The sequence below is a fragment of the Acidobacteriota bacterium genome (assembly GCA_003225175.1).
Taxonomy (GTDB): Bacteria; Acidobacteriota; Terriglobia; order Terriglobales; family Acidobacteriaceae; genus Gp1-AA112.
In genome coordinates this window covers 1-25315 of sequence record QIBA01000043.1, presented here as the reverse complement: position 1 = coordinate 25315, position 25315 = coordinate 1, and the positions used below count along the sequence as shown (strand labels likewise).

20 protein-coding genes are annotated in these 25315 nt (G+C 55.7%); 13 read left to right on the top strand and 7 right to left on the bottom strand.

Annotated elements, in window-relative coordinates:
* Window position 1 precedes the first annotated feature (1 nt).
* Entirely contained in the window at window positions 2-2512 is a 2511-nt protein-coding gene (locus tag DMG62_11095) for a hypothetical protein (protein PYY22870.1), read from the top strand.
* Window positions 2513-2583: 71 nt separating this feature from the next.
* Here DMG62_11095 and DMG62_11090 read toward each other — a convergent pair whose 3' ends face one another.
* The 4 genes from DMG62_11090 to DMG62_11075 all read right to left on the bottom strand — a co-directional run bounded on the left by DMG62_11090 (window position 2584) and on the right by DMG62_11075 (window position 5405).
* Entirely contained in the window at window positions 2584-3546 is a 963-nt protein-coding gene (locus tag DMG62_11090; protein PYY22869.1) for an NADPH:quinone reductase, read from the bottom strand.
* Window positions 3547-3570: 24 nt separating this feature from the next.
* On the bottom strand, window positions 3571-3936 hold the full coding sequence (locus tag DMG62_11085; protein ID PYY22868.1) for a cupin domain-containing protein: 366 nt from the start codon (window positions 3934-3936) through the stop codon (window positions 3571-3573).
* Window positions 3937-3999: 63 nt separating this feature from the next.
* Entirely contained in the window at window positions 4000-5049 is a 1050-nt protein-coding gene (locus tag DMG62_11080; protein ID PYY22867.1) for an oxidoreductase, read from the bottom strand.
* 47 nt (window positions 5050-5096) lie between these two features.
* Complete coding sequence (locus DMG62_11075; protein PYY22866.1) at window positions 5097-5405, bottom strand: hypothetical protein; 309 nt, start codon at window positions 5403-5405, stop codon at window positions 5097-5099.
* A gap of 186 nt (window positions 5406-5591) precedes the next feature.
* On the opposite strand from DMG62_11075, the gene DMG62_11070 reads away from it, so the two are divergent.
* The 8 genes from DMG62_11070 (at window position 5592) to DMG62_11035 (ending at window position 11971) form a co-directional block, all read left to right on the top strand.
* A complete protein-coding gene (locus DMG62_11070; protein ID PYY22865.1) occupies window positions 5592-6539 on the top strand; it encodes an acid phosphatase in 948 nt (315 codons plus the stop codon).
* Between the two features lie 82 nt (window positions 6540-6621).
* A complete protein-coding gene (locus DMG62_11065; GenBank protein ID PYY22910.1) occupies window positions 6622-7056 on the top strand; it encodes an HIT family protein in 435 nt (144 codons plus the stop codon).
* Window positions 7057-7145: 89 nt separating this feature from the next.
* Complete coding sequence (locus DMG62_11060) at window positions 7146-7325, top strand: hypothetical protein (protein PYY22864.1); 180 nt, start codon at window positions 7146-7148, stop codon at window positions 7323-7325.
* Between the two features lie 130 nt (window positions 7326-7455).
* Complete coding sequence (locus DMG62_11055; protein PYY22863.1) at window positions 7456-8349, top strand: phosphoribosylaminoimidazolesuccinocarboxamide synthase; 894 nt, start codon at window positions 7456-7458, stop codon at window positions 8347-8349.
* Window positions 8346-8918, top strand: coding sequence for a hypothetical protein (locus DMG62_11050; GenBank protein PYY22862.1), 573 nt, complete (start codon window positions 8346-8348; stop codon window positions 8916-8918). Before DMG62_11055 ends, DMG62_11050 begins: the two co-directional genes overlap by 4 nt.
* A gap of 77 nt (window positions 8919-8995) precedes the next feature.
* Complete coding sequence (locus DMG62_11045; protein PYY22861.1) at window positions 8996-9280, top strand: histidine kinase; 285 nt, start codon at window positions 8996-8998, stop codon at window positions 9278-9280.
* 4 nt (window positions 9281-9284) lie between these two features.
* Window positions 9285-10109 carry an HAD family hydrolase gene (locus DMG62_11040; protein ID PYY22860.1) on the top strand — a complete coding sequence of 275 codons (825 nt, stop codon included), beginning with the start codon at window positions 9285-9287 and terminating at the stop codon, window positions 10107-10109.
* A 56-nt stretch (window positions 10110-10165) separates the two neighbouring features.
* Complete coding sequence (locus DMG62_11035; GenBank protein ID PYY22859.1) at window positions 10166-11971, top strand: hypothetical protein; 1806 nt, start codon at window positions 10166-10168, stop codon at window positions 11969-11971.
* Between the two features lie 3 nt (window positions 11972-11974).
* Here the strand turns inward: DMG62_11035 and DMG62_11030 are convergent, their stop codons facing one another.
* The gene (locus DMG62_11030) at window positions 11975-12943 is read right to left on the bottom strand and encodes a hypothetical protein (GenBank protein PYY22858.1); all 969 of its coding nucleotides are present in this window, start codon (window positions 12941-12943) and stop codon (window positions 11975-11977) included.
* Window positions 12937-14583, bottom strand: coding sequence for an NAD+ synthase (locus DMG62_11025; protein ID PYY22857.1), 1647 nt, complete (start codon window positions 14581-14583; stop codon window positions 12937-12939). Before DMG62_11025 ends, DMG62_11030 begins: the two co-directional genes overlap by 7 nt.
* A gap of 41 nt (window positions 14584-14624) precedes the next feature.
* On the opposite strand from DMG62_11025, the gene DMG62_11020 reads away from it, so the two are divergent.
* Window positions 14625-16292, top strand: a complete 1668-nt coding sequence (locus tag DMG62_11020; GenBank protein ID PYY22856.1) for an alpha-amylase — start codon at window positions 14625-14627, stop codon at window positions 16290-16292.
* Here DMG62_11020 and DMG62_11015 read toward each other — a convergent pair.
* Entirely contained in the window at window positions 16289-16939 is a 651-nt protein-coding gene (locus tag DMG62_11015) for a uracil-DNA glycosylase (GenBank protein ID PYY22855.1), read from the bottom strand. The two genes, DMG62_11020 and DMG62_11015, sit on opposite strands and share 4 nt — an antisense overlap.
* A 104-nt stretch (window positions 16940-17043) precedes the next feature.
* On the opposite strand from DMG62_11015, the gene DMG62_11010 reads away from it, so the two are divergent.
* From DMG62_11010 to treY, 3 genes are all read left to right on the top strand, one after another.
* Window positions 17044-18279 (top strand): hypothetical protein, encoded by a 1236-nt coding sequence (locus tag DMG62_11010; GenBank protein PYY22854.1) that lies wholly within the window; start codon window positions 17044-17046, stop codon window positions 18277-18279.
* 379 nt (window positions 18280-18658) lie between these two features.
* The gene (locus tag DMG62_11005) at window positions 18659-22024 is read left to right on the top strand and encodes a hypothetical protein (protein PYY22853.1); all 3366 of its coding nucleotides are present in this window, start codon (window positions 18659-18661) and stop codon (window positions 22022-22024) included.
* Window positions 22025-22112: 88 nt separating this feature from the next.
* Window positions 22113-25154 carry a malto-oligosyltrehalose synthase gene (treY, locus tag DMG62_11000; GenBank protein ID PYY22852.1) on the top strand — a complete coding sequence of 1014 codons (3042 nt, stop codon included), beginning with the start codon at window positions 22113-22115 and terminating at the stop codon, window positions 25152-25154.
* The last annotated feature ends 161 nt before the right edge of the window (window positions 25155-25315 follow it).

Genomic DNA, 25315 nt, shown 5'->3' with positions numbered 1-25315 from the left:
AATGAAAAACCTCCTGCTAGCAGTCCTTTTTTCCTCACTGGCGTTTGCACAAAGCGAGAGTCAACGATCCACGAATCAAAGCCCGCAGGCGCACAAAGATGAAAACCGCCTTCAGGGGCTGAAGCGGAACGACGGTTTCATTCCCTTCTATTGGGACGCCAAAAAAGGCGTTCTGCTCTTTGAGCTCTCGCCGCAGCGGTTGAACGAACAATTCATCTACTTCACCGGATTGAGCAGCGGCGTTGGCTCCATCGAGATGTTCGCCGATCGCAGCAGCGTTGGAGGGTCGCAGCTTTGCCGGTTCGTACGCTCGGGGCCCAAGGTACTGATAATCGCCGAGAACACTCGCTTCCGAGCGGAGAATGGCAGCGCCGAGCTAAAGCACTCTGTGGAGCGCAGCTTCCCTACTTCAGTTCTCGCCTCGCTGCCGGTTGAAGCGGAGGACGGCGAGAACGTGATGGTGAACGCCAACCCTCTAGTGGTACGTGACGCCTCCGGATTGCTGGGACAATTGCGGCGCCCATCGCGCGCGATAGGCGGCATGATTCGCCCCGCTGCGGCCGAGAACGCTGGGAACTGGCGGCTTGACGAGCAGCGCAGCGCAGTCGACCTGGATCACACTCGCGGCTTTCCCATGAATACCGAGATCGAGAACATCCTCACCTTTGCGAGCGATTCGGCCGGACGTTCGATCAATAATCCCGAAGCGGGCGTGGTCACCGTACACCAGCACATCTCGCTTTTGGCTCTGCCCAAAACGGGATACCAGCCGCGCGTCGCTGATCTGCGGGTTGGATTCTTCGGCGAACGCTTCGAGGATTTTTCCACTGCCTACAAGGAATCGTTAAATCAGCATTACATCGATCGCTGGCGGTTGGAGAAGAAGGATGCGACGGCCGCGGTCAGCGAGCCGGTCAAGCCCATTACCTTTTACCTCGACCGCGCCATTCCTGAACCGATGCGCTCAGCCGCGCGCCGGGGGGCGCTCTGGTGGAATCAGGCATTCGAGCAGGCCGGGTTCCGCAACGCGCTGGTAGTCGAGGATCTTCCCGAAGGGGCAGATCCCCTGGACGTCCGTTATCCGACGATCCAATGGACAAACCGCAGCGGACGCGGCTGGTCTGTGGGCATGGTGCAAACCGATCCACGCACCGGCGAAATACTGCACGCGGTCGTGCAACTCGATTCGCACCGCATGCGTACGGTCAACAACTATTGGAATGTTGTCGCACCTGCGTCCGGACGCGACGACTCGGGTATGGATCTGTTTGCGGAATTCGATAGCGCCGATCCGCAGCTTGCTGAAGACGAGGTGATGGTGCGCCGAATCGCTCTGCTCACCTGTCATGAAATGGGACACGTCCTCGGCCTCGAGCACAACTTCGCGGCCAGCACCTTCGACCGGGGTTCGGTGATGGACTACTTCGCGCCACGAATCCTGGTCCGGAACGACGGCAGCGCAGACTTGAGTGACGCGTACATGCAGGGCGTCGGCAGCTACGACAAGTTTGCGATCGAGTGGGGATATAGCACCAGCAATTCGGCGCCAGCGCCAGCAGCACAAGATCCTCGCGAGCGAGCTCGACTTGATGCCATAGTTCAAAAGGCGCTTAAGCAGGGCATCTTCTGGGGCAACTACGATGATCCGCGATGGAACGCATACGATGATGGTCCCGATCCGGTGACCTGGTTGCGGCAAATCGTGCCTGTGCGGAACGCTCTGCTCGCGGCATACAGTTCCGCAAAGCTGCGCAATGGAGAGCCGCAGTCCAGACTCGCCTCGCGACTTGCTCTGGTCTACCTCTTCCATCGTTACGCGCTGGCTTCGGCGATCAACACAGTGGGCAGCGCCAAAATTCCTCCGTCCATTGCCGGTGATGGTCAAAAACCGTTTGAGATATGGAATCCGCAGGCTCAGCGCGAAACCATCACGTTGTGCTTGCAGGCGCTTCGCCCAGCGGAGATGGAGATTCCCGCGCGCCTTTGGGCTGGACTGGTCCAGTATGAGAATGATGGAGGCGATCCAGAGGCATACAAATCCAGCGCCGGCTATGTGTTCAGTCCTTATGATGGGGCGCGGTCAATCGCCGAGATCGTTTTTGGCGGGCTTCTCGATCCTGAGCGTCTGGCCCGCATGGATTCGATCCATCACTTCGTCTCAGCGTCACCTTCCAGCGAAGAAGTACTCTCGATGCTGGTCAGCAGTACGTTCTCCTCGCCTGCAGCAGGAGGAGCAGGAAGCGCTGCAGGCTCGCCTTCCAACGACCTGTCGAATGTGGTGCAAAACGAACTGGCCGACCGATTGATGATTCTGGCTGCTAACGACGACGCCACAGCAGAAGTGCGTTCGCATGCCTGGACGGCCGTTAACAAGATCTATGGCAGTATCAAGACCACGCGCGCAGGAGCTGCCGGCAATATCGCGCGCCGCATCGAGGCCTTCATGCGTGATCCTAAGCAGAATGTGCCGAAGCTGAAGCCTTCAGGCGCGCCTGCAGGCCCACCGATATAGTTCGCGCTAAGTCATAAAACGGAGCGCCCGGCACCCTTGCCCGGCGTTCCAATGCTGCGTGGGAAAAGCGATTAGGGAATGAGCACAATTTTGCCGTAGCTGCCCGGCTTCATCACTTCTTCATGTGCCTGGGCCGCTTCGGCAAGCGGAAATTCCTTTCCGATGACAGGACGCGCCACACCACTCTCCAGGGCAGCATCCAGCGCCGCATAGATGCGAGCTCGATCTGCATCAGACAGATTGAACAGCGTCATCGACAGGATCGCTGCGTCGCGGCTCATGGCATCACGCGGATTGATCTCTATCGTCCCGCGATTCCCCACCACTACGACCCGTCCGCGGAGAGCAAGCATCGAGAGATCCTGCGCGAGGTTCTTGTTTGCCAGCATCTCGATGATGACGTCTGCGCCATGATCCCCGGTGAGCTTCTTTACTTGCGCGGGAACATCCGCCTGAGTGTGGTCCAGAACGTGGTGCGCCCCTTGCTCCTTTACAACACCCTTTCCCTTTTCGGTACCCGCTGTGCCGATAACCGTCATGCCATGAGCTCGTGCCAACTGTACGGCTGCTAATCCAACACCGCCACTCGCGCCGTGGATGAGCACAGTCTCGCCCGGGAAGCTCTGGGCTTTATCAAACAGCGCGCGATACGCAGTCCCATATGGGACGCCAACAGCAGCACCTTGCTGAAACGTAACGCTCTTTGGAAGCGGATGAAGTTGCGACTCCTGACATAACGCAAGTTCGGCATAGGCTCCACTCAGCGTGCCGGCAACATAAACGCGATCGCCTGACTTGAATCTCCTTATGCCTGAGCCTGCTTCGGCCACCACGCCGGCAGCATCCGCTCCGGGCGTATATGGGAGTTGCGGCTTTATAGCGTACGTTCCTGTGCGCATGTACGTATCGAAGGGATTCACGCCAACAGCGTGAATCTTTACTACTGCCTGACCCTCTCCCGGATGCAGGTCTGGAACCTCATCGAGCTTCAGCACTTCCGGTCCGCCGAACTGGTGAACACGAATGGCTTTCATCGCGCCACGCTCCTCGTCTGTGTCTTATTTTTTAATAGCGGCCGTTCCGCGGAGATAGCCGTCGGTTTTGTTAATCCAGTCCTGGCGTGGAGGGTAGAAAACGTCAAGATCCACCGTGTCCTCCACCGCTTCCGCCTTATGCGGAACCTTCGAGGGGATGCACAGCACTTCCCCAGCTCGCACGACGATTTCTTTATCTTCAATCCAGAATTTCAACGCGCCTTCCAGGACGTAAGTCACCTGTTCGTTTTCGTGACTGTGCTCGGGGACCACGCAACCTTTCTTGAGGAGAACACGGGCCAGCATGACCTTGTCGCCGGTGATCATTTGCCGGTCGAGGAGAGGATTCAACTGTTCAAGTTCTACGTCTTTCCAGGCGGTGTATTTCATAAGTTCAGATTAACAAGCCTTTCATGTAAGGGTTCTCAGGAGCAACAGATCCAGTTTCAGTTGTTAAAGACTGCGCCAATTGAGCGTGCACTGCCTCCCACTGCTCTCTCGAGCCAACTCAAGCGCATGCATTACATCGAGCATCTGTTCATGAGTGACATCCACGCTGGCACTGCCAAGGATCGCGTCGCGCACGTTCGCATAGAAGAGCCGGTAATCTCCGGGCAGCGTCTCGATGGTTTCAGCAGTCACGGCTGCATCCTGGGAGCAATACAATGTTCCCCACTTCTCTCTGGCTTCTCTGCCCCAGCTATCATCGCGCGGAATCTCGCCTCGCTTCAAAGCCTCTTCCTGCGGATCGATTCCATATTTGACGAATGCTGCCTTTTCGCCCCGAATTACGAAGCGTAGGTCCGGAGCTATGGCGACCATGCTGGCCCGAAGCAGCGCCCGCATGCGCGGATAATGCAAGACGACGTCGAAGGCATCGTCTACTACCGCCGCTTCGCGTTCAATTCTTATGTCGGCACTGATGGTGGCAGGCGGTCCGAAAAGCTGCATGGCCTGATCAATCAGGTGGACGCCGAGATCGAAGAATACCCCGCTCCCCGGCTCAACTTTCTCCCGCCAGGCTCCCGGACGAGTCTGCAGCCGATAGCGATCGAAATGTGCCTCGTAAAGGGCGATTCGCCCCAGTCTTTGTCCTTCCACCAGGTTGCGGATGGTGCGGAAGTCGCCATTGCTGCGTAGATTCTGATAGACCGTGAGCAACCGACCATGTTGTTTCGCCATTCCGATGAGTTCGGATGCTTCTTGATAGGTTGTAGTAAAAGGCTTGTCGACTACCACGTCCCTGTCTGCGAGAAGGGATTGCTTCGCAAGACCATAATGGGAAGTATTCGGCGTCGCAATGACCACTAATCTGATCTCGTCGATGGCGAGTAATTCCTCAACGGACTGCACGACCGTCGTCTGAGGATAGAGTACTGCGGCGTCACCGGCGCTCCGCTGGACAATGGCTCGGAGGCGAAGCCCCGGAACGGCGGAGATGATGGGAGCGTGGAAGACTCGGCCGGCGAAGCCGAAACCGACTAGACCAACATCTATCGTCACCTGCTCCTCCTCAGAAGTTCAGTCGCGCCGGGCAAACCATAATAAGATCAGTGCTGAATCTGAGCACGAGAAGACATAAGCCGCAGCCACCAACCTGCATCAATCGAGGGCGAATGGAAAGACGACAGCAATCCCGCATCGACGACACTGAGCTCCAGGAATTCTTTCGCAATATCGAAGACGCATTCTCTCGCAAGTTCCAGCGGGATATGCCGGGTGAAGCGCGCCGCTACCTGAATCTCGCAGAGCAGGTGATCCGCTCGAGCGAGCAGGAACTCAGAAGCGACTCCACGCGGGAAGGGTTGCGCTCCTGAGCTGCCCGTGCCGGGAAGAGCCGCGTACTCGATCAGCAGCACATGATCGAGACGCTCGATCTGCTACCACAATTCTCTCGGGCGAGTGTTTGAGGGCGGTCACATCCACCAAGTTACTAATTTCTGAGTTGCCGTTCCGGTAATTGAAATCCTGAACAAAGATTTGCCTGTTGGTACCAACCCGATACCTGCTCTCTGCCTCTTGCATTAAGAGCAGTTTTCAAGCTTATGAATCAGCAGGCGAGAACCGTCGTACTGTTGTGGCCGTTGTACTCCGCTCTTGTTCTTCTCACCGCGTGTGGAGGCACAGGCGCCGGCTCACCCGCATCGAGTGCGCAACCAACTCCCGCGCAGTCTACTGCGCAGCACAGCATAGTCGTAATGATCGCGGAGGAGAACCATTCCTATGAACAAGTGATTGGCAACTCTGCAATGCCTTATTTGAACAGCCTGGCGCAGCAGGGAGCCTTGGCCACACAGTACTACGCGAATACACATCCTTCCATCGGAAACTATTTCGCACTCACAACCGGCGCAATGCAGACTAACGACAACAACTTTCCCGGACCACTCTCGGCTGACAATCTCGCGCGTGAACTCTCAGCCGCCGGAAAGATGTGGAAGGTGTATGCAGAAGATCTCCCATCGCCTGGATATTTGGGAGGTACAGTAGGCAATTACGAAAAGCATCACAATCCCTTCGCTTATTTCAGCGATGTTGTGAATAATTCCGCCGAAGCGGCGAAGATCGTGCCTTTCGCGCAACTAGCGAGCGACGTGAGTGCCGGCACTCTGCCCGATTTCATCTTTATCTTGCCTAATGCCATCGACGACGCGCATTCGTGCCCCTCGGGAACAATCTGCAGCGACAACGATCTCTTAGGGCGAGCAGATCAGTGGCTCAAATCGAATGTTAGTGCGTTGCTTTCCACTCCCCGATTCCAATCGAGCGGCGTGCTCTTGATTACCTTCGACGAGTCTTATATTGCGGACATCCGCAATGGAGGTGGGCGCGTGCCTCTGATTGCCTTCGGCCCCAAAGCCAAGCCAGCAGCGCAGTCAGCAAACTTCTACAAGCACGAAAATACGTTGAAGACTGTTTGCGCCGTCTTAGGGATCGCTTGCCCCAGCCCGGCGTCCGCGGTTGCTGCAGAGGATGACCTCGTCCAGCAGTAGGTGCGGACTTCATTGGTAGAGACGCAGCATGCTGCGTCTCTACGGTGCGACAAACGTTCATCTAATCTATTCTCCCGATACGATGCCAGCTTGCGCTTTTTGTCAGATAGTCAGCCAAGCAGTTCCGGCCGCGATTGTCTTTCAAGATCAACTAACGCTCGCTTTTCTGGATCACCGACCACTCTTTCCCGGTCACTGCCTCCTCATACCCAAGGAACATGTAGAGACGCTGAACGAGATTGCCTCGCCTCTCCTGGAGAGGCTCTCGGCAAACGCCCGCTTGCTAGCTATTGCGATGGAAACAGGCTTGGGTGCGCAGGGCGCGTTCGTGGCAATCAACAATCGTGTGAGTCAGAGTGTGCCTCACCTTCACGTGCATGTGGTACCACGAACCAAGGGAGACGGACTGAAAGGATTTTTCTGGCCGCGACAAAAATATCGTGACTCAGAGCATCTCGACGCAACTCGGATATCGGTCGCACGCGCTATGGAGGAGCTGATGCGAGACAAGTCATGATTCTTCATCAGCTTCTGTAAGCCACAACTCTCTCGAGCGCTGAGCAAACATCTCTGGAAAACTCACAGCTTCTCCGGTGTCCAATAAAAATGGGCAATTTCCTCTCCGGCATTTCTTCCAGTCCTGTTGATTCTGTGGAAGCTTGGCCGGAGGATTGCGGCATCAAAAAAGAAACAGCCGCGGATTTTTCTTCAAGGGAAACTGCAACATCTTCTTGCAGATTCTCTGAAAGAAAAGTGGTGGAGCGAATTTTTTTGGTGAAGCAATGAATTTTTTTTCCGGCGTGCGCTGGATTCACTGCTGATGTTTACGAAGTCACCCTCACACTCGTTGACAAAACTTCTGTGAGGGTTAGAATACGAATGCTTCCTTACACTTCTTGAGTAGAAATATCCGACCTTGAGCTCACTGTTGACCCAATCCGACCTATCTGCGTTGACGCTGCACGCCAGGGGCAAGGTAAGGGATATTTATGAGGCGGGAGACGATCTGCTGTTCCTGGCCTCCGATCGGATTTCGGCTTTTGATCATATTCTTGCTACGGAGATTCCCGATAAGGGAAAGGTTCTCACGCAACTTTCTCTGTTTTGGTTCGACTATCTACGGAACGTCATTTCGAATCACGTAATTGCCGCTCAGGTAGAACAATATCCCGAACCTTTGCGGTACTTCCGGGATCAATTACGCGGCCGATCGATGCTGGTACGTCGGGCGAAGATGTTCCCCGTGGAATGCGTGGTTAGAGGGTACCTCTCCGGCTCTGGATGGAAGGATTACAAACAAACGCAGGCGATCTGCGGCATTTCCCTGCCGGCAGGACTTCGGGAATCGGACCGGCTGCCGCAGCCGATTTTTACGCCGGCTACTAAGTCCAACGCTGGCCATGACATAAACATCCCATTCGGTGAAATGGCACGGCTGGTTGGCAACGCGACCGCGGACAGGCTTCGCGAGCTCTCACTTCGCATTTATGGCATTGCGGTTGAGCACGCGAACAATCGCGGAATCATCGTTGCGGATACGAAATTCGAATTTGGATTGGTGAACGGCGAAATTGTTCTCGCTGACGAAGTACTGACCCCGGACTCATCGCGCTTCTGGCCGGCCGAGAGTTATCGCCCGGGTGGACGACAAGCTTCTTACGACAAGCAATTTGTTCGTGATTACCTGGAAGCTATCCATTGGGATAAGAACCCGCCTGCTCCCGCGTTGCCCGAGGATGTTGTTCGCAAGACGCGAGAGAAATACATCCAGGCTTTTCGTCAACTTTCGGGAAAGGAACTCGAACTGTGACGATCCTTGACTGGGGTATTGTCGGCGTGGTTGTTCTCTCAATCTTGATGTCCGCAGCACAGGGATTCTTCTACGAGATCTTCTCACTGGCCGGAGTCGTTCTCGGTTACTTGAGCGCGATTTGGGGATACCATCGCCTCTCAGACGTCTATCGCCCCTACGTAAACGCAACCCAATATGCGGATATCGCAGCTTTCCTGACGATCTTCTTCGCCGTGCTCATTGTTGCGGGCATTATCGGGCGCATTGCCCGGTGGGCAATGAAGGGAGTTGGCTTGAGCTCGATTGACCGTCTTCTCGGAGGAGCCTTCGGGCTTGTCCGAGGCGTCGCTATCGTCACAGTTGGCGTGCTGGCCATTGCGGCATTCTCTCCTGACAATCAGGCGCTGGCCCGTTCCAGTATGGGAGGCTACTTTCTTGTTGCCGCCCGCACTGCGACCTGGGTTGCGCCTTATGAATTGCGAGCTCGCGTGCGCTCCGGGGCACAGGCGATCAGCAACTTGCAGGCGAATGCCGATTTACGCGCCGACTCGGAGAAGAAGACCTCTCCGGCAGGAACAGCTAAGTAGTCATCGCCCCTTTCATATCCTGCGGCCCTGGTGGCTGTGCGTAGTTGACTCGATTTCTGTGTGATTTTGGAGGCTCTGTGAAGAACCAGCTTGAGGCGCTCGTTGCTCAAATGCACGAGTCCGGCATTCTCTATTCGGAGGCAGTTCGCGAATTCAAGAAGCGCTTCATCATGAATGTGCTTGATCGTAATCATGGAAACCAGAGCAAAGCCGCTCGCGAACTTGGAATGCATCGCAATACTCTGAGCCGGACGATCTCAGAGCTCAATCTCGACCTCGGCGAGCTGCGTAACAGCTTCCGCCGCCCGCCCCGAAGTGCCCGGCCTGAACCTGAGCTGCTGGAGAAGAAAGCTGTACGATGATTGAATGACGCTGCGCGAAAAGGCCAGCAAGGCAACCAGCGATCGGCAACTCAGTGACCCTCAAGGGCAAGCCTCGCCTTCCGCGTTAAAGATGGGATGGGTCAGCGCCGACCGCACTGGCTTAGGACCAGCATCCTTCACATACATCCAGCCTGGATTCGACTGGACCGCGTCGCATTGCTACCTCTTCGACATCGATGGCACTCTGCTCAACAGCCGCGACGCGGTTCATTACCATGCGTTTCATCGTGCTGTAGCAACTGTGTTCGGACTCGAATTCCGGCTCGATGGGGTTCCCGTGCACGGCAATACGGATGTGGGAATTCTGCGTGCCTACTTTGAGCAAGCCGGCCTGCCCGCTGCGGAATGGCGCTCTCGCTTGCCGCAGGCGCTCGAATTCATGAGCGCAGAAGTCGAACGCAACGCGGAGGATCTTTGTCCGGAGGTCTGTCGCGGCATTCCTGACGTTCTTCAGAGGCTCTCGGATACGGGCAAGTTGCTGGGCGTTGCTTCCGGAAATCTCGAGCGTGTGGGATGGGCAAAGCTTAAGGCCTGTGGACTGCGCCGATACTTTTCCTTCGGAGGCTTCTCCGGCGAACTGGAAAAACGAGATGACATCATCGCCCACGGAATCGAACAGGCGCGCAGGTTGCAAGGCTCAGATACAACAGTCTGCGTCATCGGCGACACTCCGGCCGATATTCGGTCGGCGCATGCCAATGACGCGCCTGCAATAGCGATTGCTACCGGGATCTACGGGACTGAGGAACTTGTCGCCTGCGACCCTGAGATGTGTGTGCAGTGCTGCGAGGACCTGCTGAGAATCTGACCCGCAAGATCGTTCCCGCTACTCGTTCTTTCAGAGTCGAATTAGAATCATTACCTATGCGCAGTCTTCTCGCCTTGATCGCCGCTGTTTGTCTGCTCACTCCGGCCGTGGCTGAGAGCGGGTTAAGCAAAGCAGAACGGCGTAATCAGAAGCGCGCACAAAAGGAATACCTGGAAGCGTTGGAGCTGATTCGCGGGGGCAATACGCTGAAGGCGCGAGCCCTGCTGGATGACTCACTGCAGCTCGATCCTCGCAACCTGGGCGCGCTAACGGCACGCGAGCTGATACGGCAGGAGGACATTCAGGAAAGACTTTCCCAAGCCAATCAGGAGCTCGCGGCCAATCATCCCGAAAAGGCTATCGACGGCTTTCGCCGGGCGCTGACTCTCGATGCATCCAATGCGGCTGCGCAGGAAGGTCTCCGTTCTGCCCTGGCACAAACCACGCCTGCCCGCGACACGAAACCAGAAATCCGCTATCGAGACGCGGATGATATTCAGCTCTATCCAAGTGACGCCAAGCACGATTTCCATTACAAAGGCGACAGCCGCGGCCTGTTGCAGCAACTCTGGAATGCCTACAACATCCATCCATTGATCGACAATTCTGTCGTCAGCAAACAATTGCGATTTGACGTCGAGGGAGCCGACTTCGCCACGGCGACAGAGATCGCCTCCAAAGTTACCAAGACCTTCTACGTACCCATATCGGCAACCCAGGCCCTCATCGTCTCCGACAACCCGGAGAATAAAAAAAACTTTGAACGGCTCGCTCTGCGAACGTTCTACATCAGCGATGCCACCTCGCAAGGGGAGATCAATGACGTCGTAACTCTTCTCCGAACTGTCTTTGACTTCAAGTATGTGACTCCCGCCGCTACCTCCAACCAGGTCACGGTGCGTGCCCCGGTTGCCTTGCTCGACGCTGCGACCAGAATCCTTACCGACCTCTATTCCGGAAAACCTCAAGTATTGCTCGACGTCAATATTTATCAGGTTGAGCAAACGTTGGCGCGCGACTTGGGCATTGCGCTTCCCCTGCAGTTCACGCTGTTTAACGTCAGCACGGAAGCTCGAAAACTGCTGAGCGGCGCCAATCAGGACCTGATTAATCAGCTTATCTCGTCAGGCGCAATCAACCAGGCGAACAGCTCGTCGATTGCCGCACTGCTCGGCGCTTTGGCGGCCGGACAAGGCTCAATTCTTAACCAACCAATCGCGACATTTGGTGGCGGGCTAACCAAGAGTGGAGTGATCATTCCCCCGCTGAGTGTCCACGCCTCATTGAATGAGTCATCTTTTCGTTCTATCGAACACCTGATGCTGCGGGCTGCGCAGGGGGACGCAGCCACTATAAGAAACGGAACGCGTTATCCCATCCTCAACGCGAGCTTTGCTCCGATTTTCAACACCGCTCAGATCTCTCAGGTGCTCGGCAACCAGAGCTTCCGGGCTCCATTCCCCTCGTTCAGTTATGAAGATCTCGGATTGACATTGAAGGCTACGCCAACCATTCACGGATCAAGGGATGTCTCTCTGAAGCTTGAGTTTCAATTGCGCGGATTGGGAGCAACGCAGTTAAACGGCGTTCCGGTGATTACCAACCGCGAGTACAACGGAACGATTGGTATCCCCATAGGCGAAACCGCGATATTAGCCGGCATGCTGTCGAAATCCGAACAACTCAGCTTGCAGGGACTTCCGGGGATTTCGAAGTTGCCGATCTTCGGCGCGGCAACATCCCTTCGCAACAAGCAAATTGATGACGCTGAACTGATCGTCACCATCCGGCCGCATTTAGTACGCGAGGCAATTCACGATCCCGAGGCAGGGACGGCGTTTGTATCCGCTCCTGCTCAGTGATGTTTACTTCTTCGCGCTCTCCTGAGCTTCGAAATCCACCATCTGCTTCATGATTTCGATGGGTGTGTCATTCACATTCCCAATCTTGCGCCCGTTCAGAAACAGGGTCGGCGTTCCGGTCACGCCCAATGAGACTCCGAGCTGGTATTGCTGGTTGACCCGAACTTTCGTCTCAGAGGAGTCGGCACAGGCCGCGCTTGCCGCTGCATCTGCGCCTGCATCGGTAGCAATAGCATTCAGCTTCTCGACAGCATTTTGATCGTTGATCTGTTCCTGCTGATCGAAGAGTTCCTGTGCGAATTTCCAGAACTGATCAGGGTTCTTACGGCTGATGCAATCCGCGTAACCAGCCGCGCGATCTGACCACTTATGAATGTTCGAAAGCGGGAAATTCTCGAACACGAGCCGGGCGTTGGGAGATTGACTCATCAACTGCTCAACCTTCGGCCACGCCCGCTTGCAGTGCGGACACTGAAAATCGCTGAACTCGACGATCTGAACCGGGGCATCCGCAGCGCCCTTCACCGGGCCCTTAGCTTCTTCTGCCAGTTTGCGACGAGCAGGCCCGAAGGGGTCAGCGCCAAAGGGAATAATCTCGCCTATGAAAGCATGTTGCAGATCACTGGCTACATAAAATGGTGTTCGCTGCTGTACGGGATCGCCGAACGTTATGACGACTTCGGTCACACCCGGAACCTCCGATGGTTTCACACTTTCGATCTTCCACTTGACTGTCGGATCGTAGCCAAACATGTAATGCATGAAGCCGCTGAGCTGTTCCGTGCTCGGCTGTCGTTCGCTCGTGGCAGGCGCCGACTTTGGCTTAGCTGGAGCGGCGGGTTTCTTCGCGGGAGCGGGCGCTGACTGCGCAAGCGTAACGGTGACGGACAGAACAGCGATCATGAGGGCGAGACTCTTCTTCAAAGTATTTCCTCGATTTAAAGGTGAACAGAAAAATGCTGCAATCAGCACTGAGCCTCGTACTTTGCGGCGATGGGAAAGCGCCGGCCCAGGCCAAATGCCTTCTGACTGATTTTCAGGATTGGAGCTGCCTGCTGGCGTTTGTATTCGCTTCGCTCAATCATGCGGATAACGGACTTGACGAGCTTGCAGTCGTATCCGCGTTCGCTACAAATCTGCTCGGCGGTTTTGTAGTCCTCGACATAGTCTTCGAGGATGCAGTCGAGAACTTCATACGGTGGCAGCGAATCTTGATCGGTCTGATTCGGACGCAGCTCGGCTGATGGGACTTTCTTGATGGTCGCTTCCGGGATGACGGGTGAAATCCCATTTCGGTACGCAGTAAGCCGATATACCATGGTCTTTGGAACGTCAGCGATCACCGCCAGGCCTCCGCACATATCGCCATAGAGCGTGCAATAGCCAACCGCCATCTCCGACTTATTTCCCGTGGTGAGCACCAGGGCACCGAACTTGTTCGCCAAAGCCATCAAGGTAGAGCCGCGAACGCGTGACTGCATGTTCTCTTCGGTGAAGTCTTCGGGAAAGCCGCGGAATGTTGGGGAAAGCGCTTTGCGGAATTCTTCAAAGACCGGCGAGATCGGAATGATGTCATAGCGAATGCCCAGATTATTCGCGAGCGCCTTTGCATCGTCCTTACTGCCCTCCGACGAATATGGGCCCGGCATCGAAACTCCCATTACGTTCTCTTTACCAAGGGCATCGACTGCGATGGCTGCGGTCAAGGCGCTGTCGATACCGCCACTCAGGCCTACGATTATCTTTTTGAACCCGCATTTACGAACGTAATCTCGGGTGCCCAGCACCAGCGCTGCATAAGCCTCCGACTCAGTATCACGCGGCTGCTCATGTAAATCTCCTTCAAGAGTGTCGCTGTTAAAGAACACCAGATCTTCTTCAAACGACTTGGCCTGCGCCAACACTCGGCCATCCGGGCCGACAACGATGCTAGAGCCGTCAAAGATCAGGCTGTCATTGCCGCCAACCTGATTGCACATAATCACCGGCACTCGGAAGTCGGCGGCAATCGCTTGCAGCATCTTTTTGCGGATCTCACGTTTCTGAACTGTGAATGGCGAAGCGGAGATGTTCAATACTAGATTCCCGCCGGCACGAACAAGTTCCTCCACGGGATCGATGCTGTAAAGGCGTTTATGCCAGAAATGTTTGTCATTCCAGGCGTCTTCGCAAATCGTGAGCGCGAGCTTTGAGCCGTTGAGGCTCACAACGTCCTGCTTGCGCGCAGGCGCGAAGTAGCGGTCTTCATCAAAGACGTCATACGTCGGCAAGAGCATCTTCGACTGCATGAACTCGAGGCGCCCGTCGCGGACGAGCGCGGCGGAATTCATGACCGATTTTCCTGTTTCGCTCTCTGCTGGCGTGACTAATCCGCAAATGACGGCGATACCGTTCGTCTGCTTCGCAATGTCTTCCAGCGTCTCTGCGTTTTGCGTGACGAAGGAAGACTTTTCAACCAGATCCCGCGGTGGATATCCGCAAATCGCCAATTCGGGAAAGAGTATGAGATCAGCTCCCTGTACCTTTGCTCTGTGGGCATAGTCGATAATCTTTGAGGCATTGCCGCAGAAGTCCCCCACCGTGGGATTGATTTGGCCGAGAGCAATCTTCATTTTCTTAAGTGTAAGACGGTGAGGAAGATGATGTCATCTTTGTGTGCCAGACTCGGCCTCAGCTGGGAGGTAACGCCAAATCTTTCAAGCATGGTTTGACCGGGCGTTACTTGAAGCTCTACACTCCGCTGTTCTTCCAAAGATCGAACGCGAGAACCTGCTTGGCTCAACTGGACAGACTTACCGCGACAGTTCCTGCCGAAGCGGGTGCAGACATGCTGCCGCCGCTTAGACCTCATCCTCAGCTCTATGAGATCAGCACATTGCCCTGGCTCCTGCGTTTGAGCAAACAGCTCGGCCGCGCAATCGGCATCTCCGACGTGCCGCGCTCTGAGTGGGAGCGGCTAAGAGCGCTCGGCATTGACCTCATTTATTTGATGGGAGTGTGGACGCGCAGCCCAGAAGGACGAAAGCTTTCGCGCACTCAGATTCCTCTGTTCACACGATATGACGAAAGCCTGCCGGGCTGGACCCTCAACGATGTGCCCGGCTCGCCATTTTCCATTCAGGCTTACGAACCTGACGCCTCCATTGGAAGCTGGGACGACTTCGACGCGCTCCATCGCCAGCTTAATGACCTCGGCATGCGGCTGATCCTCGATGTAATTCCCAACCATACTGGTCCGGACCATTATTGGGTGAGCGAACATCCCGAGTATTACATTCGCGGGACGTTAGCGCAGTATCGCAAAAACCCCGGCAATTTTTTTATTGCTGACAATTCCACTGGCGGCGCTGAAGTGATTGCCTATGGACGCGATCCCTACTTCGCTCCGTGGACGGATACCGCTCAACTCAACTATTTCAATCCCGAGTTGCGTCAGGCGATGATCGAACAGATCAAGCGGATCGCAGAAATCTGCGACGGGGCTCGATGCGATATGGCCATGTTGATGCTGAATGACAGTTTTCATCAGACATGGGAATCGCAGCTGGGATCAACCACTCCTCCGCGCGAGGAGTTCTGGCACGAAGCTACCCAGGCATTGCCGAACTTCATTTGGATCGCGGAGGCCTACAGCGATTCGGAATGGGCGCTGCAGCAGCTGGGATTTAATTTCACCTACGACAAGCGTCTTTACGATCGCCTGCGCGATGGCTTTGTTCGCGACGTGTACCTGCATTTGAAAGCCGATTGGGAGTTCCAGCGACGCTCCATTCGCTTTCTCGAGAATCATGACGAAGCTCGCGCTGCGAAAGTTTTTGGTAAGTCGAGACTTCCGGCGGTCGCGGTACTAGCGGCAACCGTGCCGGGAATGCACTTCTTCAATGACGGTCAGTTTGAAGGCTTCCAAAACCAGCTCATCGTACAGCTCTCACGTGCGCAGGAAGAGAGTCCCGAAGCTGAAATTCAGCGCATATACAAAAAGATTCTCACCATCGCGGACTCGCCCGAGTTTCATAATGGGCCGTGGAAACTGTTGGAAGTTAAGGACTCGGGAGATCACACGAACTCCGATCTCATTGCCTACGCATGGGGGGATAGTTCAGGACAAAAGCTTGTGGTCGTGAATCTGGGTGCAAGCAACTCCACCGGCCGGATCTACTTCAGCGACGACATTCTCCGTGGGACTGGATTGCGCTTCGATGACTTGCTCAACGATCGCAGCTACGAAAGACAGGGGGCTGATTTGAAGCGGTGGGGGCTGTTTATCAAATTAGCGAGCTTTGGCGCCCATATCTTCGATGTCAGGAGCATCGGCGGCTAGGCCGCCCTCCGATGTCCAGTTATCTGCCCGGCCACAACCCGCAAATCGTCTATGAACCTTGCCATCTCCGCATGACGCGTCTCATCATCAGGTGCGCGCAATATCGAAGAGGGATGGACCGTGGCGACAAAACGTAGCCCGCCCTGGCCGGAAATCACTCTTCCCCGCTCCTGAGTGACTTTGAAAGTTCGGCCTAAGAGCGCCTGCGCGGCCGTTGCCCCCATGCAAACCACTACGTTGGGTTTGACGACTCGTACTTCCTCATCGAACCACGGCCGGCACGCTGCGATTTGCATCCCGCTGGGCTTCTTGTGAATGCGCCTCTTGCCGCGAGGCTCCCACTTGAAGTGCTTTACGACGTTGGTTACGTAAACATCGTCGCGATCGATTCCCGCAGCCTCGAGAGCGCGGTCCAGCAGCTTCCCCGCCGGCCCAACAAATGGACGCCCCTGCAGGTCTTCCTGATCACCCGGCTGTTCCCCCACTAACATTACTTCGGCTCCCGGGCTTCCCTCTCCGAATACCGCCTGAGTCCCACGCTTCCAGAGGTCACACCCTTTGCAGTGTTGTGCAGCTTCGCGCAAGCTGGGGAGCGTTCGGCGTTCAGGAAGAAAGTCGGCTGCGGAGGTCGCAAGCTGTTTCGCCATGACGTGTGTATTGGATGCCGGGCACTGGGTACGTGGCAACTTTCTCCTCAGCGGCAATTTATAATGGGATTCAGCACTGAAATCAGCTTCTCTGAGGAAAACATTTGAGACGTTGCGCTAGCCTCGCTGCCCTGGCCGCGAGTTTTGCTCTCTTGTTGGTAATCCAATCCGGATGTGGAGGCGGCGGCAGCGGCAATACTCCGGCGAGCGGTCTTGATGAACGCGTCTTCATAGCCATTCAAAATTCCGGCATCTCGAGTCTGCCCATCGCAGATGCAAACAAGAATCAGCTTTCCGCCAATTCTGTTTCCAACGTGGGCTCCGCGCCCTCGCTCATGATTCCGGGAGCGAACAATACCACGCTGGTCTTTGGCTCCGGTGACCGCAGCGTTTCCATCGTAGACAACCTCAAGGAAGTCCTGGCAACCAGTGAGACGAGCTGCCAGTCTGGCGTCACATGCGTTCCCTTTCTGTCCGCAGATACCGAGAGCATCGTTGCATCTTCGGACGGAAAGTTCGCCTACGCGGCCCTTCCGACGATAAGTCAAGTTGCAGTCGTGGCCTTAACTGCGGGCCCGCCGATCACTGTGACCAACATCCCGGCAACTCCTGCAAACTGTGCCGCAACCAACAACTGCCTGCCCGGCGCGCATCGGCTTGTGTTATCGCATAACAACTCCAAGTTGTTGGTCTTCAATGAAGCCCTGAATCAGTTTGAGGTCATCAATACTTCCGATAACTCTGTGAAGACAGTTACGGGCACGGGTCTTGATCATCCCAGCTATGCAGTCTTTTCTGCAGACGACAGCAAAGCCTACATCCTCAATTGCGGCTCCGAATGCGGAGGAACGCAGGCCAGCGTCTCGGTCCTCGACACGTCTGCGCTGACGATTACTCAAACTGTGAACGTGGATGCCGCCACCATCGGCATGAGCGATACAAACAATCTGTACATCGCTGGAACCGGACCGAATGGCGGCAGCGCCACCGTGCTTCCTCTGTCGTCGCTAACCCCGGGAAAAGCAATCGGCATTGGAGATGGATTCCACCAGGTAATCGCTCTGTTTCAGAGCAAGCTCATCATTGGCGCGCGCACCTGCTCCAAGGGCTGCATGTCGATCATCGATCCAAGTGCTGGCACGGCAGTAGTGGATTCGGCTAAGGGCGATGTCACGTCAATTACTGCGATCACGCCGCGCAAGGTCGTATATGCAACCGAGGGCGGTGAGGTCCGCATTTACGATCTAACGACCAACCAGGAGCTCTTAAACAACAACACGCCGCTCATTGACGTGGTGGGCAAAGCAGCCAGCGTTATCTACGTGGGCCCCAAAACATAACAACCCAAACCGCGAATTAGAGCAAAATGCGTGGCACCTGCGCCGGTGCCATTGGACCTCGAAGGCAGACACCATATCCCAGCCTCGCCTGCATACTTTGTAGAGAACCTCTCTATGGTTTTCGGTAGCTCCTCTCCGTCCATTTAGATTTCCTCTGAAAAATGACTCTTTGGACTAGCCGTACGTCATTCCCCAAGGTAGTACCTTGTCCCGACCGCGCATCACACTGCACCTTGTTCATCACAATTCATTACATTCGTAAACATTCGTCCCGAATTTGGAAATCCATCTGCACCTGTTCTCGCAAAACCATCACATTCCGTCGGCTCTTCCCGACGGACTAAAAACTTTTCGCCAGAGAACAGGAGAAGACCTTCACATGAAGAACAGGTACTGGTCGGATCGTGCTACGGCCATGCTCATCATTTTTTCGCTGCTCGTCACAGCCTCCTTGTGGGCTCAAACTAGCCGCGGAACCGTCGCTGGGACCATCACCGACCCTAGCGGTGCGGTCATCAGGGGCGCGCAAGTATCACTGAAAAGCCTGGCGACGGGTATCGTCCGTCAGGCGAATACCAACAATGAAGGCGCATTCCGCTTCGACGCCGTCGATCTTGGGGCGTACGAAATCACAGCAACCATGCAGGGCTTCGCAGCATACAAGCTGCAAAACGTCGACGTCCCCGCGAACAAAACCACAACTGTCGAGATCGGCATGAAGCTTGCCAGTACAGCGGAGGAGGTTGTCAACGTTGAAGGGAGTCTCGCCGGACTCGAGTTACAGCGCACCGAAGAGCGACGCGCCGTGACAATTTCTCAGCTTGAGCTGAAGGACGTTCCCCTGGTTGGGCAGAATTCGCTCAATCTGATCACCACCGTTCCCGGGGCAGTTCAGACCGAATTGGGAGGATCGTTGGACAGCGGCATCGGATCCATCAACGGTGCGCGTGCCCGCTCCAACAACTTCCTGGTTGATGGGATGGACAACAACGACATTTCAGTGGCTGGGCCGGTAGCAACACTTACTAATAACGACGCCATTCAGGAAGTCTCGATTCAGACCTCCAATTTCAGCGCAGAGTACGGGCGCGCCGGCGGAGCTGTGGTAAATCAAATTACCAAAGCGGGAACCAATTCTCTGCACGGGACGGGGGCGTGGGTTTATCGTTCCGAAGTCTTCAACGCAACCACTCTGCCGCAGCGCGCCGGCGCCGGTCCGGGAGCTTCACTCCACGAAATCAAGCCACCGTTCAAGGAAAATCTTCCAGCATTCACGATTGGCGGCCCCGTGGTGATTCCCCATCTTTATGATGGCCGCAATAAGACGTTCTTCTTTGCTGCTGGACAGTGGGATCGTTTTTCCGCCGGCGCAGACCAGGCACAATTCAGCAATGTCCCAACGGCACAAGGTGTCGCGGTGCTCCAAGGTCTGGCAGCGAAGTGTCCCAACGTCGCTCTCTACCTAAACTCCTTGCAGGGACTCACCGCGCCGACCGCTTCGGGAGCGATCGATATCTCCCTTCCAGCAACCGTTTTCAACTCGACTGGGTCCTGCAATGGCGCGCCTCGCACTGGACTCACTGTACCCATGGGACCGGTCACGCGAACCTTCCCCTCAGTTCAGCTCACGAACAACAATCAGATTCGAATTGACCACAACCCGTCAGACCGCCAATTCATGAGCTTCCGCTGGTACTGGATCGATTTCAATGGTGGAGTAACGGCCGGAACCGCTGGACTCTCTCCGACCTTCGACGCCAGTCAGACCAACCGACAGCTCAGCGGCGCCTTCACTGACACGTATGTGATCTCTTCGCAAACCACGAACGAATTCCGCTTCAGCTACGGACGCGCTCACCTCGACGTTCCTATCCAACCCGGAATAGGCGCGACGCTGCCACGCTTCGTCGTGTCTGGAATCAGTTCATTCGGCACCTCGAGCACCTTCCCCCAGGGACGCGTCTCCAACAACTATCAGTATCAGGACACTATTGGGATGGTTCGCGGGAAACACTCCATCCGTACCGGAGTGGAATTCTTGCGGCAATTGGCGAAGCAGTCGGCGCCGATCAATAGCCGGTCCATCATGACCTACAACCCAAGCACCGGTGTGGAAGCGTTCGCGAACTTCATCGACGATTTCTCCGGCGATCAAGGCAATATCGCGAAGCAGTTCGGCAGCCCGATCTATCGTCCAAACCTGTTCCGCTGGTCTTTGTTCGTGCAGGACAGCTGGCAATTGGCTCCGACCTTCACGCTCAATGCTGGAGTGCGCTACGAGAATTTCGGGCAGCCAGCTAACATCTTCCCCTTCCCGGCCTACTCGGGAGACGATCCCGCGAAGTTCACAGTGCCGAGCAAGGTCCATTCACCCAACAAGAACTTTGGACCATCGCTGGGATTTGCCTGGAGCCCGCAAAGCGGTCCCCTGGCTTGGCACGGCGGCACCGGCAAGACCGTCGTTCGTGGGGGTTATCAGCTCACCTATGACACGTTCTTCAACAATCTGTTGTCGAACATGGCCGCTGGTGCTCCGAATAACCCGGCGAACTTACCCATTATTGGCGCTCAGAGTGCCTCGGCTCCTCGCGGGCTGGCTGGACTGAACCAGACTCTGCTGCCCACGGTTACGGTCGGACCGCTGAACCCCCTGGCCGGCAGCTCCAACCAATTTGATCCGAACATCACAAACCCGCGATATAACCATTTCTCTTTGGGCGTTCAAAGAGAAGTAGCGGGCGGGACAGTCATTGATCTTTCGTACGTCGGCGGTCTTGGACGTCATCTCTTCAACAATTTCTCAACTAACCCTTTTCTGCCGAACGCTACCAAGACCTCAACGGGAAGCCGTCTGAATCCGGCTTTCGGGCCGCGCACCATCAGGGCCAGTGAAGCCACTTCCAACTATCATGCGATGCAGCTGGAAGTCCGTAACCACCTGATCCCAACGCTGGTGGGTGGATTTGAGTTCCGCAGCGCCTATACCTGGTCGCGAAACATGGACGAGACCAGCGAAGTCTTCGTGACTAACAATCAGAACAGCTCGAACCCGGCGGTAAATCCCTTTATCTTCCCGAATGGCTTGCGCGCCGACTATGGCCCGTCAGACAACGACCGCCGTCATGTTTGGCAGACAACGGCCGTGTGGCAGGTACGGGGGCCAAAGACCGGAATTCTGGGACAGGCTTTTGGCGGATGGACTTTGGCCACCATCATCCCGGTCTCCTCAGGTCAGCCGTACACGGTGATCAATGGTACCGACCGCGATCTTGATGGTTCCCTGGCCGGCGATCGTCCAGAAGTAGGCAATTGGAATGCGCCATTTAACTCCAGGGCAAAGATCAGCACCACTTGCAGCACGGGTCTGATCAATCCTGATACGGGGGCGTGTGTGACGACAAACGATGTGCGCTGGATCCAGGTTGCAGCTTACAACCCCAACAGCCCGCGTACTGGCCGCCGGAACTCCCTCTACACCGACGGTTCCGTGACCATGCATTTGAACATTCTCAAGAACTTTAAGATCACCGAGAGGGTCGGCCTGGAGTATCGGGCCGAGATCTTCAATCTTCTGAACAACCAGAACTTCAACTTTGCGCCGTTCCTCAGCGGAGGAGCCTCCACCGTCATCGTTCGCGACGCAGCCAAGGGGAACTTCCTGAATTTCAGCAATGGCGATGGCTCGGAGACCAACGCCACGCTGACGCAGCGCAATATGCGAATGGGCCTCAAGCTCAGTTTCTAATCTGTTGAATGCGGGATCGGGATGTTCTCCGATCCCGCAACATTTCTAAACGGTTTCCACACAGCCCTTCCTGTTCTGGTCAAGAAAAATGCATCTAACCGGATGCATGCGTGTGACCGACCGTACTATCTTCCCTGAGTCGCACAGTCTCACCGAAGCGCTCGAACAGATTGCTAACGAGATCGGCACCAGGCCGCTCTCGACGTATCGCATTCAGTTCCACAATGGATTCAAGCTCGAGCAAGCACGGGAGCTCGTCGACTACCTGCACGATCTTGGTGTCTCACACCTCTATTCGTCTCCATTTCTCGAGGCGCGCGCCGGCAGCATGCACGGCTACGACATCATCAATCACGAGCGTCTGAACCCCGAAGTCGGCACAGAAGAAGAACTGCACGCGCTGGTCCGCGACCTGAACGCGCGCGGCATGTCGATCGTGCTCGATATCGTGCCCAATCACATGGGAGTGAGCACCAGCACGCCGTGGTGGCGGGATGTGCTCCAGCATGGACGCACCTCGAATTATGCGGACTTCTTCGATATCGATTGGAATCCGCTCAAACCGGAGCTGCACAACAAGCTTCTGCTGCCGGTGCTCGGCGGTCAGTATGGCGACGAACTCGAACAGGGTCATTTGCAGGTCGTCAACAAAGATGACGAATTCGTGATCAAATATTACGACCACGAATTCCCCCTCGATCCGCAGACACTCCCTTTGATCTTCGAAGGACTTGGGCCACTCCCGAATGGGGAAGCCTCCGCGAACGGAGACCTGCAGAAATTCTCGGGGATCATTGAGCAGCTCCGGACCCTGCCGCAACATAGCAGTACCGATCCGGAACAGCGAAACGAACGAAGTGGCGCCTGGGAGAAGTTACGCCCACGCTGGCAAGCACTTCTCCAGGAATCGCCCACCGTGAAGGAACTTGCCGGGCGCGCTCTTGAGCACATCAACGGCAGGGCCGGGGATCCGCGCAGCTTCGATCTGCTGCATCTGCTGCTTGAACTTCAGGTGTACCGGCTTGCACACTGGCGCGTCTCAGGCGAGGAGATCAATTACCGCCGATTCTTTGATATTAACGACCTGGTCGGGCTGCGCATGGAAAACCCGCAGGTCTTCACTGCTACCCACCGCATGCTCCGCCGATTATTCGCAGAGAAGATGATCACCGGCGTCCGCGTGGATCACTGCGATGGCATGCTGAATCCACGACAATATCTGATTCGCCTGCAGCTGCTTTACTCCGATGCTCGCGTAAACGGCCCAGAGCCGGTTGACCCTGTCGGCGAAAACGGCATTTCCTTGGAAATACAGCAAACCCTCGCACAACACGACTGGCTGGAAAGAAAGCATCCGCTGTATGTGGTGGTCGAGAAAATCCTCGAGCCTGGCGAGGAACTGGCGAAAGAGTGGCCGGTCGACGGCACCAGCGGATATGAATTCAACAATCTGGTAAACGGCATCTTCCTCAATCAGGAGAGCGAACGTGCCTTTACCCGCATTTACCTGCGCTGCGTTGGGCAGATCGCGGATGTCGACACGCTGATTTACCAAAGCAAGAAACTGATCATGCACACGGCGCTGGCCAGTGAGGTGAACGTACTTACGCACCTGCTTGGCGAACTCTCCTCCAGCGACCGCCGCGCCCGCGACTTCACGCTCAAGACTCTGCGCGACAGTATCCGTGAAACCATCGCTTGCTTCCCGGTTTACCGCTCTTACATCGATGAACGCGGCGAGTACACTGCGCGCGACCGGGAATATGTGCAGGTTGCGATCCGCAAGGCTAAGCGTCTGAATCCTGGAATGTCGGATCGAGTCTTTGATTTCCTGCACGACACCCTCCTGCTGAAGGGAGGGCGGCTCGACGAAATCATGTATCGGCGACGTCTTTACTTCGCTCTGAAGTTCCAGCAACTCACCGGACCGGTGATGGCCAAAGGCCTGGAGGATACCGTTTGTTACGTTTACAACCGGTTTGTCTCGGTGAATGAAGTGGGAGGCACACCAAAGCAATTTGGCATGAGTCTGGCTGCGTTCCATTCCGAAAACAGGAAACGGGCGGAGCGCTGGCCAACCTCGATGTTGGCCACTTCCACGCACGATACGAAGCGCAGCGAGGATGTTCGCGCGCGGCTCAACGTACTCTCGGAGATGCCGAAGCTGTGGTCAGCCTTTGTAATGCGAGCTCGCCGCCTGAACCGCAACAAGAAAATCACCATCAGCGATGGCCGCGTTGTCCCGGATGGAAATGAAGAATATTTGCTGTACCAGACGCTGGTTGGGATATGGGGCTTCAGCCGCGATGTAAAAGATCGAGCCGAGATCGTGAAGCGCGTGCAGGAGTACATGACCAAAGCGGTACACGAAGCCAAAGTAAACCTGAGCTGGGTAAATCCAAATCCGGAGTACGTGGAAGCGCTGCGCAAGTTCGTGTCGCGCATAATCACAGGGCGGCCACGCGCCAGAAACTTCGTCTTTTTCCTCGAAGAGCTCGTGCAGTCTATCGGATTATTCGGCGCAATGAACTCATTGGCACAGACGACGCTCAAGCTGATGGCTCCGGGCAATCCCGACATCTACCAGGGAACCGAGCTGTGGGATTTCAGTCTGGTGGATCCTGACAATCGTCGCCCAGTGGACTTCGGCCTACGGCGCAAGCTGCTCTCTGAGCTGCGCAGAAGCGTCGATCCTGTTGAGTTATGCAAAGAGCTGCTGGCCAATTACGAGGATGGTCGAATCAAGCTCTGGCTGACCATGCGCGGCCTTGAATTCCGTCGTGAGCACCCGGACTTGTTCCGTCTAGGAACTTACATTCCGCTTGAAGCTACAAGTCTCAATCAGCACGTCTGCGCCTTCGCTCGCGTGCTGGAGCATGAAGGAAATTCGGAGTTTGCCATCGTCGCTGCCCCCCGTTTCTCGTACACCCTGACAGGCGGCAAGATTCAGCCGCCGATCGGGGAGCTCTGGGGAGACGCGGCAATCAGCCTCTCCGTCCAGGCTCCCGCAGAGTTTGAGAACATCTTCACTGGCGAACGAGTGCAGGCTAAGAATGGAACTATCTTATGTCGGGAGTTGCTCAGCAGCTTTCCCATGTGCGTCTTGAAAGCAACTAGTTCCGGTGCTTAGACACTTGGAGACACACTTCCTGCATGCACGTCCAAATTAGGGTACTAATATAGCTGACTGACCGCACCACTACAGGTTGTGGTTCTCGTCTCTTGATTCATCCAGCGAAAATATTTGTGTGGTGGCTATTCAGGGATACCGATTGCTAGGTCCGACTCCGA